Annotated in this window: 1 protein-coding gene; it reads left to right on the top strand. The window is 66.7% G+C overall.

Translation table 11 applies throughout. The annotated features are described in order from the left end of the window. Positions 1-717: 717 nt before the first annotated feature. Positions 718-13,404 (top strand): hypothetical protein, encoded by a 12,687-nt coding sequence (locus tag DFO45_RS24950; RefSeq protein WP_166657149.1) that lies wholly within the window; start codon positions 718-720, stop codon positions 13,402-13,404. The last annotated feature ends 93 nt before the right edge of the window (positions 13,405-13,497 follow it).

Genomic DNA, 13,497 nt, shown 5'->3' with positions numbered 1-13,497 from the left:
TCGGGCCGAGCCCATGGTCCCGACGCCGGGGAAGGTCTGCGCGAAGGTGGGCTATCCAAGGACGATCGGGCCAGTGCAGTGAGTGCCTGAACACGTCCTGACGCTTGCCCACGCGGCGGGACAGATGGAGGCTTGGGTCACATAAGACGAGAGAATCGGCCGCACGGAGCCATCGGTCATCAGTCCACGATCTCGTGGCAGAAGACCGGCGGCGGAGCCAGCCTGGCGCCGTGAGGCAGACCGGAACCTCCAGCTTCCGGCGGTCCAGAAAATGGACCCGAATCACCGCTTATGACCAAAAATTGCCGTTGCAAGAATGGGGAGGGTTCGCGCAATCCCATAGGATACGAGGCCGTCGTTTTTAAGCCGGTCCAAGTCAGGGGCAACGGGCCGCATGCGCGAGCGTGCGGGGAGTTATATTTTGTTGATTGTGCATGCATTTTTTCGGTTGCAACCGATGCTGTTTCTGGTGTCTTGGTGCCGATGCCATGAGGCGTTAACGTTTTGCGTCGGTACGGTGTCGGGGGGGAGCACAGTGGCCAGAGCGGAGCAGCGCACCCGCCATGCGGGCGGGTGGAGAGTGCACTGCGATTCGTGCCGGAGCGTCCCGCTCGCTGACCGGCAGGTTCTGGCTTCAGTGTCCGCATGAGCGTGCCGTCCGCCCCCATTGCCGCCGCGCTTCGCGCCGCTCTCCCGCCTGACCGGCGCCACAGCCGGATGGCGCAGGTCCTCCTGAGCAGTTGCGCCACCGTGGCGCTGATGCTGGCGCCCGTGGTGGTGAGCCTGGGTGTGGCGCTGCCGCGTCCGGCGCAGGCGCAGACCCATACGCTGAACCCCACGAACACCGGTGTCGTCCTCGGCAATTATTCCGGCTCCACCGACTTTCTGATCACCGCCGCCACCACGGTCAGCGCGTCGACCGCGAGCGCGGTCTATGGCGGCAATACAAACGTCTGGACGCTGACCAACCAGGGCACCGTGAGCGCCCCGAGCTACACCGGCGTCACCTTCACCGCCGGCGGGCTGGTGACCAACAGCGGCACCGGCTCCCTGATTTCCGGTGGTTCCGGCGTGAGAATCACCGGCGGCGTGGGCACGGTGATCAACGAAGGCGCGATCACAGCTTCAAATCTCGGCGTCTATCTGAATTCCGGAGGCTCTGTCACCAATTCGGGCACCGCGTCGTCGATCACCGCAGATGTGTTCGGGGTCTACATCCGGGATGTCGCCGGCACCTTGACCAATGCGGGCACAATCCGCAGTACGTCCAGCAGCGCAGTCGCTATCTCTTATACGGCCGCCAGTGTGAACAATGCCGCAACCGGCGTGATTACTGGCGCAAGTCGGGGCGTGTATTTCTTCGCACTCGGCGCGAACGCCACCCTCACCAATGCCGGCCAGATCACCGGGCAAACCTCGTTCGGGGTGACGTTCGATCAGGGCTCTGTCAGCAACACTGCCGGCGGCACCATTACCGGTGCCGGTGGTCTGCAGATCACGGGCATTGCCACGGTGGTGAATGACGGCCTCATCACCGCTACCGGAACGTTCTCAGGCACGACGTCGACCGACAGCAACAGTGCGGGCGTCCGTAACAGTGCCTCCAGTACACTCATAACGAACAGTGCCGGCGGCACGATCTCCGGCGCCGCCATGGGCATCTATTTGGCAAGTGGCGGCCGGGTGACCAATGCCGGCACCATCATCACCACCGGCGGCTTCGCCATCTATTCGAGGGCCGGCTCGCCCACGATCACCAACTCCGGGCTAATCCAGGGCGGCACGACCACTCCTGCGGTTTATCTCGGCTTTGGCGGCACGGTAACCAACAGCGCGGGCGGGACGATCTCGGGCGGTAGCCGTGGCATCGCCGTGAAGGGCGCGGCAGGCGTTGTGACCAACAGCGGCACCGTGACGGCAACGGCCGGATCGGGAGTGGGTGTTGCTCTCACCAATGGCGGCCGGGTGACGAACACCAACGGCGGGATCATATCCGGCTCCGTCGGCGTGACCGGCGCCGGCGCCGCGACGACGGTGATCAATTACGGCACCATCATCGGCAATAGCGGCACCGCCATAAGCATGACCGGGTCGTTCAACGACACCGTGCAGTTGCGCCCCGGTGCCGTCGTGACCGGCATCATGAATGCCGGTGCGGGCACTGACGCGCTGCAGTTCGCCGGCACATCGGCCGGCACCATCTCCGGCGTGCGAGCCCTCAGCTTCGAGAACGTGTCGGTGCTGGCCAATGCCGATTGGACCCTCACCGGCACGAATAGCTTCGGCGCCGCCACCTTCGCCAACAACGGCAAGTTGACGGTCGCCGCCGCCGCCACAGCGTCATCGTCCGGCCCGATCCAGAATGCCACAACGGCGTCGGTGCTGACCGTGGCCGGGTCCCTGAACAGCTCCGGGGGGCTGACCAATGCCGCCGGTGCCTCCCTCGTCGTCCTGAGCACGGGGACCTTCTCGAACAGCGGAACCCTGAACAATTCCGGCACGTCTGCGTCCATTTCCATCGCCGGCTCGATGGCGAACGGCGGCGTGGTGAACAACTCCGGGGTCGGCGCGGGGATTACCATCGCCGCGGGTGGCGTACTGAATAATTCGGCGACATTGTCGAACTCGCGCACCCTCACCAACCGTGGCACGCTGCTTAATACCTACGGCACATTTATCAATACTGGGCTTCTGACCAATAGCGGAAGCATTGCCGGAACGGTAACACTGACCTCCACGGGAACGCTGGACAACCAGCTCGGCGGCATCATTTCCGCCACGTCTGTCGCCGCGGTGACCAATGCGTCCGGTGTCACCCCGACCCTGACCAATGCCGGCACCATTGCCGGCACGAATGGACCCGGCGTCTCGCTGACCGCCGGCGGCAAGGTGACCAACAGCGGCACCGCCTCCCTCATCTCGGGCTCGTTCGGCGTCAACATTACCGGAGCCGCCGGCACCGTCATCAATGACGGCACCATCAGCGCACCGAGCTCCTATCCACGGACCGGCATCAATCTCAGCGGCGGCGGCAGCATCAATAATACGGGCACCGCCAGTGTGATCGCCGGGGGCAATTACGGCGTCGTGGTCAGCGGCGGCACGGCCACGCTGGTCAACAGCGGCACGATCACAGGCGGCGCCGGAAATGCGGTGTTCTTCACCGCCGGCGGCGCGGTCGCCACCATCACCAACTATGGCACCATCGCCAGCACGAGCCGGCAGGCGCTCTATCTTCAGAGCGGCGGCGTGGTGACCAATGCCGCCGGCGCGACAATTTCCGGCACAGCCGCAGGGGCCTACCTGCTGAACGCCTATGGGGCAGGCTCCACCGTTACAAATGCCGGCACCATCATCGGCACGAATACGACCTCCGGTGTCGGCGTTCTGGTGAACGTGACCGGCTTCGTTAATACGGTGGTCAACAGCGGCACGATCATTGGCAATGGCGGCACCGCGGTGCGCTTCGCCGGCACCAGCAACGATGTGGTGCGCCTGCTGCCGGGGGGCGTGTTCACCGGAGTTGTGGACGCGGGCGCAGGCACCGATACGCTGGAATTCGGTGGCACGACCTCCGCCACCTTCACCGGGCTGGGCGGTTCGGGCTTCATCAATTTCGAGCAGTTCGATGTTCTGAGCGGGGCCAACTGGACCTTCACGGGCACGAATACCGTCGCCTCGGCCCTGGCGATGACCAATAGCGGCACCATGACGGTGGCCTCCGGCGGCACCTTCACCAATGCCGGCACCTTTACCAATGCGGGTGCGCTGACACTGGACGGCACACTGCTCAACAGCGGCTCCATGACCAATTCCGGCAGCATCGCCGGCGCCGTCACGCTGACCGGCACCGGCGTGCTGACGAATGCAGCCACGGGCACCATCACCGGCGCCACGACCAGCGTTGGCGTGTTTGCCTATGCGGGTGCTTCGGGCGGCGTGCAGAATGCTGGCACGATCACCGGCCTCGAGGCCGTCTGGATGAATGGCAGCGGCTTCGTCAACAATGTGGGCACCGGGTCGCAGATCATTGGCACGTACATCGGTGTGGTCGGCTTTGGCGTGCCGATCAATGTGACCAATGAAGGTACCATTCGGGCGACCACGCTCACCAACGGCCATGCCTACGGCCTTTATCTGCAAAATGGCGGCACGATCACCAATTCCGGCAGCGCCTCACTGATTTCCTCGGTGGACCGCGCCATCCAGTTTATATCCGACGCTGGTGTGGTGACCAATGCCGGCACCATCACGGGCGCGACCTATGGCGTGCTGTTCGCCAGCGGCACTTTCAATAATGCGCTCACCAACAGCGGCACCATCTCCGGTGGCACCAAGGCGGTGGCCTTCGGCGCCGGCAACGACCTGCTGACCCTTCAGGCGGGAGCCACCTTCATCGGCGTGGTGGACGGCGGAGCCGGCACCAATACCTTGGCCTTCGACGGAACCGGCGGCAGCTTCACCGGGCTGGGCGGCGCCAGCTTCGTCAATTTCGGGCTCGTGCAGGTCAGCAGCGGCGCCAGTTGGACCTTCACCGGCTCCAACACCATTTCGTCCGGCGTCACGCTCACCAATTCCGGCACCCTGGCCAATTCCGGCACCCTCATCAATGCCGGCGTGCTGACCGCCACCACCGGTGTGCTGACCAGCAGCGGCCTCCTGAGCAATAGCGGCACCATCACCGGCACCGTGACGCTGACCTCCGGCGGTGTGCTGGATAACCAGCTCGGCGCGCTGGTCACCACCACCGGCACCGGCGTTGTCGGCATCAGCGGCACGCCCACCGTGACCAATGCCGGCACCATCAGTGCCGGCGGCACCAGTATTTTCCTGAATACGGGTGGCGTCGTCGCCAATAACGGCACCGCCTCGCTGATCTCGGGCGGCTCCGGGATCAATGTAACAAGCGGCAATCTCACCCTCACCAATGCCGGCACCATCATCGCCAGCAGCGGCCAGGGCGTGGTGGTGCAGGCCGGCGCCGGCAGCGTCACCAATGCCGCCACCGGAACCATTTCCGGCGCCATGAGCGGCGTCAGCTTCGCCAACACCTCCAGCGTCGTCGCCTCAATCGTCAATGACGGGCTGATCAGCAGCAGCGGCGGCTTCGGCGCGAACATGGACTGGGGCGTGGTGACCAACCACGCTGGCGGCACCATTTCCGGCGCCATGGGCGCCCAGCTCGGCACGGGCACGCTGATCAACAGCGGCACGATCACGGGCGCGACGGGCCCGGGGGTGGTCTCCAACGGTGGCGGCAACATCATCGGCAACGACGCCAACGGGCGGATCACCGGCGCCACCTACGGCGTCAAGATGTTCGGCGGCACGCTGACCAATTCCGGCACCATCCTGGCCACCGGCACCAGCGGGGTCGGCGTCTACAGCTTCAACACCGATACCGTGACCAACGTGGGCACGGCCGCGCGCATCGCAGGCACGCTGACCGGCGTGCAATTGCGCAACGCCGGCTCGCTCCTGCGCAACGAAGGCACCATCCTCGGCACCACCGGCTACGGCGCCGACCAGACCACCAACGGCATCATCGTCAATTTTGGCACCAGCGCGCTCATCAGCGGCGGCCTCGGCGGCATCCTGATTTCCAACGGCACCACCGGCAATGTCATGTCGGTCTCGATAGCCAATGCCGGCACCATCGCTGGCACCGGCACGGCCGGCTTCGGCATCAAGACCATGGACGGCCTGGGTACGATCGCCAACACCGGCAGCATCACCGGCGGCACAGCGGGCGTCGGCGTGTTCCTGGATGCGGGCGGCACGGTCCACAATGCGGCAACGGGCCTGATCTCCGGCGGTAATGACGGCATCTATGCCCGCGGGGCCGCCGGCACCATCACCAATGATGGCACCATCCTCGGCACCGCGGGCGATGGCATCGAGTTGCAGGCCGGCGGCGCGGTGGCGAATGTGGGCTCCGCTTCGCTCATCAGTGGCGACCGCAGCGGCGTATATGCGCAGAATGTGGGCGCCACCGTCACCAATGACGGCACGATCACCAGCGCCGGGGGCACTGGCGTACTGCTGCTGTTCGGCGGCACTGTCACCAACAACCTCACCGGGACCATATCGGGCGATTGCACGGGCGTGCAGGGGTTCAATGCGCGGGTGGCGGTGACCAATGCCGGGGCCATCCGCGGCGGGTGCGCCAGCGGCGTCGGCGTCTATCTGCTGGCGGGCGGGTCGCTCACCAACAGCGGCACGCTGTCCAGCATTTCCGCCGGCGTGGCCGGCGTGGTGATTTCCGGCGCCGCCGGAACGGTGACCAACGAGGGCACCATCTCCGGCACGGGCACCGTCGGCATCGGCGTGGCGTTCGATACGGGGACCTTCAGCAACACCTTGACCAATGCCGGCACCATCATCGGCAATGGCGGCACCGCTGTGCAGTTCGGCTCCGGGAATGATCTTCTGGTGCTGCGCCCCACCTCGGTGATCATCGGGGCGATATCCACCGGCGGCGGCACCGATACTTTGGAGCTGACCGGCGATACGCTGGGCAATGTAGGCACCCTCTCCGACACACCGGCCGGCTTCTCGGTGGTGAATGTGGATGCCGGCGCGCAGTGGATCCTCACGAGCGCCAACACCATCAGCTCCGGTGTGGTGCTGACCAATGCGGGCACCTTGACCAACCAAGGCTCCATCGCCAGCGCGGTCACGCTGGCGGGGGCCGGCATGCTCACCAATGCGAGCGGCGCGCAGATCAGCAGCGCCAACACAGGCGTGCTTTTGGCCTCCGGCAGCACGGGCGCGCTCGACAATTCCGGCGTCATCATCGCCACGGCCATCGGTGTGCAGGCGCTGGGCTCCGGGATGGTGTCCAACACCGCGACCGGTCGCATCTCCGGCGGCACTATCGGCCTGCAATTGGTGAATGGAACCATCACCAATGCCGGCACCATCGCCGGCACGGGCACGGCTGGCGTGGGCATCGCCTTCAGCGGTACCCTCGCCAATATGCTGATCAACAGCGGCGCCATCATCGGCAACGGCGGCACTGCGGTGCAGTTCGGCGCGGGCGACGACCTGCTCCAAGTGCTCTCGGGCGCTGCCTTCACCGGCATCGTGGATGGCGGCGCCGGCAGCAACACGCTGGAATTCGTCTCCGGCACCGGCAGCATCTCGGGCATCACCAATTTCGCCACCGTTCTGGTGGACGCCGGCGCCTCCTGGACCTTGACCTCGATTGCTTCCGCCACCACGCTGAGCAATGCGGGCAGCCTCTCGAATACCGGCACGCTCACCGTCACCGGCCTTTTCAGCAACAGCGGCACGCTGGTGAACAGCGGCACGGTGCTGGTCGGTTCGGGTACGCTGTCCAATGCCGGTCAACTGACCAATAGCGGCAGCATCGTCGGCACCGTGAGCGTGACGGCCACGGGCATCGTCACCAACCAGGCCGGCGGCAGCATCACGGGCGTGCAGGCAGGCGTCGCCGGGGCCGGCGCGACGCTGGCCAATGCCGGCACCATCGGTGCCACCTCCACGGCGGGCACGGCGTTGGTGCTGAGCGGCGCAGCGCAGGTGAGCAACAGCGGCTCGGCGGCGGTGATCTCGGGCGGCCTCACCGGCGTTTCGCTGAGCGGGCTGGGCACGCTCACCAACAGCGGCAGCATCACGGGCGGCACTGGCATGGGCGCGTCCCTCGCCGCCGGCGGCAGCATCGCCAACAGCGATACGGCCGCGGTGATCTCGGGCGGGCTCACCGGCATCGCGCTGGGCGGGCTGGGCACGGTCAGCAATGCCGGCACCATCATCGGCGCATTGGGCTATGGCGTCGGTCTGGCGCTCGGCGGCAGCATCTCCAACACCGGCCTTATCAGCGGCGGCATCGCCGGCGTGCAGGTGGCGAGCGGCACGGGGACGCTGACCAATACCGGCACCCTCGGCAGCGCCACCGGCATTGGCGTCTCCTTCGCCGCCCGCGGCACCATCTTCAATAGCGGCTCGGCTGCCGTGATCTCGGGCGGCATGACCGGCATTGCGCTGGGCGGTCTGGGCGCGGTCGTCAACGCCGGCACCATCGCCGGCACGCTGGGCTATGGCGTGGCGCTGGCGCTCGGTGGCACCGTCACCAACAGCGGCACCATCAGCGGTGGCACGGCAGGCGTGCAGATCAGCGGCGGGACGGCGCTGATCACCAATACCGGCACCATCGCCGGCACCGGCACGGCGGGCGTCGGTGTGCTGTTCAGCGGTAGCGCCGGCGGCACCATCGACAATTATGGCGTGATCTCCGGTGCGGGCGGCACGGCGGTAAAGTTCGCGGGCGGCACCAACCGGCTGATCCTGGAAGGCGGCAGCACGCTCATCGGCACCGCCGATGGCAGCCTCGGCTCGAACACGCTCGTGGTGCGCGACAACGCCACGCTGTCCGGCGTGAACGCCATCGGCTTCCAATATGTCGGCTTCATCAACGCCACCAATGCCATCGGCGCCGGCTCCACCGTCACCAATGCCACGGTGATCTCCGGCACCCTGACCAACCAGGGCATGCTCAACGGCCGGGTGACCGTGGATGTGGGCGCGGTGCTGAACACCAGCGGCGTGGTCTTGGTGAGTGCCTCCTCCACCAACAGTGGCGTCATCGCCAATAGCGGCACGTTCACGCTGTCGAGCACGCTGGTGAATAACGGAACGTTGGCCAATACCGGCACGTTCATTACCACTGCCGGCCTGTTCCAGAATTCCGGACTGTTGACCAATAGCGGCAGCATCTTCGGCACGCTCGGGGTGGGTGGCACAGGCGTTGTGAGGAATGAAGTCGGGGGCAGCATTGTCGGCGACCTTCACGCGATGTTCATCAGCGGCGGCACCATGGCCAATGCTGGCACCCTCATCGCCACCGGCACGGCAGGCAGGGGCGTCGAGATTTCGACCGGCACGATCTCAAACATCGGCACCGCATCGTTGATCCGGGGCGGCCAGATCGGCGTGGCCAGCACCTCCAATGGAACCGTGCGCAATGAAGGCACCATCATTGGATCGTCCGAATTTGGCGTCTGGATGGTCAATATCGGCGCGGTGACAAATACAGGCAGCGCTTCACTGATCCAGGGCGCAATATCCGGCATCAAGATGGTCGGCGGCGGCCCGGTGATGAACCAAGGCACGATCATCGGCCTCGCCAACTCCGGCATCGACATGACCGTCGGCGGCGACATCACCAATGCCGGGGTCAGGTCGCGCATCCAGGGGGCTGTCAACGGCATCGCCATCGGCATCGGGGCGGTGAGGAATGAGGGCAGCATTGTCGGCACGACCGGCACCGGCGTCTCGTTCGGCGGCAGCAGCCTGACCAATGCAGGCACGGCCTCCTTCATTCAGGGCGGCCAAACCGGCGTGGACTTCGGTTCCGCCGGGAGGATCACCAATGAAGGTACCATCATCGGTGCATCGGGCTCCGGCATCGCTTTGAGATTGGGCGGCAATGTCACCAACAGCGGCCTCGTGTCCGGCGCCACGGCGGGGGTCAGCGTCGCATTCGGCACCACAATGCTTACCAACACCGGCACCATCGCCGGTACGGGCACCGCGGGCGTCGGCGTGCTGTTTATGGGGTTCGCCAGCGGCACCATCGATAATTTCGGCGTGATCTCGGGGGCGGGCGGCACGGCGGTGAAGTTCGCCGGCGGCACCAACCGGCTGATCCTGGAAGGCGGCAGCACGCTCATCGGGGCCGCCGACGGCAGCCTGGGCGTGAACACATTGGTGGTGCGCGACAGCGCCACGCTCTCCGGTGTGAGCGCCATCGGCTTCCAATATGTCGGCTTCATGGATGCCACCAACGCCATCGACGCCGGCTCCACCATCACGAATCCGGTGGTGATCGCCGGCACGCTGACCAACCAGGGCACGCTCAACGGCAAGGTGAGTGTGGATGCGGGCGCGGTGCTGAACACCAGCGGCTTCGTCGCCGCCGGCGCCAGCTCGGCCAATGCCGGCACCATCGCCAACAGCGGGTCGTTCGCGGTTCTGGCCAGCCTGCTGAATACCGGAACGCTGATCAATACCGCCACGCTGGATGTCGCGGGCACCCTCGCCACCTCCGGCAGCCTGAGCAATGTCGGCATGCTGGCGCTGGCAGGTACCCTCGCCAACAGCGGCGTGTTCAGCAATTCCGGCACGCTGCTTAATTCCGGCGTGCTGAGCAACGCCACCACAATGAGCAACAGCGGCGTCATCAGCGGCGCGGGCCTGTTCACCAATGCCGGCAGCTTCAGCAACAGCGGCGGCGTGCTGGCCGCCATCGCTTTGGTCGGCGCCGGCAGCGTGAACAACCAGGCGGGTGGCCGCATCAGCGGTACGCAGGCCGCCGTCGTTGGCGGCAGCGGCGGCAATGTGGTGGCCAATGCGGGCACCATCACCACCAGCAGCGCCGGCAGCACCGCCGTCGCGCTCGCTGGCGGCACCATCGCCAATTCCGGCAGCACGGCGCTGATCCAGGGCGCGGCGACGGGCGTGTCGGCCTCGGGCATCGCGACGGTGGCGAATTCCGGCACCATCGCCGGCATCAGCGGCACCGGCGTTGCTCTCGCCGCCGGCGGGCTTGTGACCAATAGCGGCCTCATTACCGGCGCCAGCGCCGGCGTGACCATTTCCAGCGGCACGGCGACGATCACCAATACCGGCACCATCTCCGGCACCGGCAACGCCGGCATCGGCGTGCTGTTCACCGGCGGCGCCAGCGGCACCATCGACAATTTCGGCACCATTTCCGGGGCTGGCGGCACGGCGGTGCAGTTCGCCGGCGGCACCAACCGGCTGATCCTGGAAAGCGGCAGCGCGCTCATCGGCCTCGCCGACGGCTCGCTGGGCGTGAACACGCTGGTGGTGGAAGGCAGCGCCGTCCTGGACACCGTCCAGGTCCTGGGCTTCCGCTACGTGGCCTTCCTCAATGCCACCCAGGCGGTCGATGCCGGCAGCACCATCAGCAATGCCGTGGTGCTCTCCGGCACGCTCACCAACCGGGGCACGCTGGGTGGCAATCTCCAGGTCTCAGCCGGTGCCACGCTGGACAATAGCGGCGTGGTGGCCGCGACCGGCACCGCCACCATCAACGGCCAAGTGGTCTCCGGCGGAACCTTCGCCAACAGCGGCACGCTCACCAGCACCGGCACCATCGCCAGCAGTGGCACGCTGAGCAATTCCGGTTCGCTGGTCAATGACGGCACGCTGGCCAATTCCGGCAGCATGGCCAACAGCGGCACCATCAGCGGATCCGGCACCTTCGCCAACACCGGCAGCTTCGCCAATACCGGTGCCGTGCTCGGCACCGTAAATGGCGTCACCGGCACCGGCACCATCACCAACAGCGGCACCATCATCGGCACCGCCGACACCGGCGTGAACCTCGGGTCCGGCGGCGTGCTGACCAACACCGCCGGCGGCTTCATTCAGGGCGGCGTGTTCGGCGTGCAGGTGGCCACCGGCGGCACTGTGGTCAATGCCGGCACCATCCTCGACGACGCCATCGCGGGCCTTGCGCTGGGCAGCAATGCCTCGCTCACCAACAGCGGCACCATCGGCGGCGTCATCGGCCTCCAGTTCACCGGCACCGGCGCCAGCGCCACCAACAGCGGCACCATCACCGGCACCGGCGGGACCGCCATCCAGTTCGATGCCGGCGTCAACAGCCTGACCCTGACCACCGGCTCGGTGCTGGAGGGCGGCATCGACGGTGGCGGCGGCGCGGGGCGGATCACTTTGGCCGGCAGCGGCACTCTTTCCAGCACCATCGCCAATTTCGGCAGCGGCAGCGCGCTCACCATCGCCGGCGGGGCGAACTGGATCGCCAGCGGCAGCTGGACCATCGGCGCGGTGACGAACAGCGGCACACTGCAGCCCGGCGCGGTCGGCAGCAGCCTCAAGCTAACCGGCAATTTCGTCCAGACCTCCGGCGGCACCTTGCAGGTGGCTGTGAACCCGCAGGGCCAGAGCTCGCAATTGCTGGTGTCCGGCACCGCCACCCTCAGCGGCACCCTGGCGGTGCTGGCCGGCAGCGGCAGCTATGGCGCCTTGACCACCTACTCGATCCTCACCAGCACGGCGCTGAGCGGGCAGTTCGACACCGTGACCACGGATCTGGCATTCCTCACGCCGTCGCTGAGCTATGGGGCCAATACGGTGTCGCTGACGCTGTCCACCGGCAGCACGCCGGTGCGCTTCTCCAGCGTGGCCCTGACGCCCAACCAGTATGCCACCGCCAATGCGGTGCAGGCCGGCGGCGCCGGCTCGGCGCTTTATCAGGCGGTGGTGGGCCAGAACGCGGCCGGCGCCCGCACGGCCTTCACCATGCTGTCCGGCGAGGCCTATGCCAGCGTCACAACGGCGCTGCTGGATGACAGCCGCGTGGTGCCGCAGACCCTGATGAACCGGCTGCGGCAGCAGGCCTATGGCGAAGCCGGCGGCGCGGTGGTCGCGCTGGGCACCGGCGGGCCGGTGACGCTGTCGTCCTCGGCGCTGGCTTCGGCCGGGCAGGGGAGCACTGGCACGGTGCAGCCCAGCGGCGTGGCCATCGCCCGGCCCAATGGCGGCATGGCCGATGGTGGCACCTCCCGCCTGGTGGCGTGGGGCGAGGCGTTCGGCGGCTGGGGCCAGATCAGCGGTACCAGCAATGCCGCTGCGGTGAGCCATGATCGCTCCGGCTTCATGACCGGCCTCGATGCCTTGATCGGCGAGAATTGGCGGGTGGGCCTCGCCGGCGGCTACACCTCCACGGATCTCACCATCTCCGGTCGCGCCAGCTCGGCTGATATCGGCACCTACAGCCTCGGCCTGTATGCCGGCCGTGCCTTCGGGCCGGTGAATGTGCGCCTGGGCGCCGCTTACAGCTGGAGCGACGTGGACATGGCGCGCACGGTCGCCTTCCCCGGCTTCCAGCAAGGGGTGAGCAGCAGCTACGGCGTCGACACCGCGCAGGTGTTCGGCGAAGTGGGCTATGGCTTCTCCTGGAATGGCCTGGCGCTGGAGCCGTTCGCGGGCCTCGCCTATGTGCACATGAACACCGGCGCGGGGCAGGAAGTCGGTGGGTCGGCGGCGCTGACCCTGCACAGTTCGGCGACGGACCTCACTTATTCCACCCTCGGCCTGCGGCTGGGCACCAGCTGGACGCTGGGCAACGGCACCACTCTGATGCCGCGCCTGATGGTGGGCTGGCAGCACGCCTTCGGCGATCTGGATCCGGCGGCCTATCTGGCCTTCGGCACCGGTGTGAACTTCAGCGTCACCGGGGCTCCGCTGGCGCGGGATGCGGCCTTGCTGGACCTGGGCGCCGACTGGAAACTCAACGACAGCATGAAGCTCGGTGTCTCGTATCGCGGCACCCTGTCCAATGCGGTGCAGGATCATGCGGTGACCGGGTCCTTCACCTGGTCCTTCTGACCGGGTCGGGGCCTACGAGTTGACACGCCATAAAGGCATGAGAGCCTGATCCCCCGTGATCGCGGCCCGGTGGATCAGGCTCTTCCAGGTTTC

It is taken from the genome of Azorhizobium sp. AG788, from assembly GCF_004364705.1.
GTDB classification, from domain to species: Bacteria; Pseudomonadota; Alphaproteobacteria; order Rhizobiales; family Xanthobacteraceae; genus Azorhizobium; species Azorhizobium caulinodans.
The sequence above is the reverse complement of the archived record's forward strand: the minus strand, read 5'-3'. Positions and strand labels throughout refer to the sequence as shown.

Coding starts and splice junctions, on each gene's coding strand:
- DFO45_RS24950 (WP_166657149.1), top strand. CDS start 718: ATGGCGCAGGTCCTCCTGAGCAGTTGCGCCACCGTGGCGCTGATGCTG.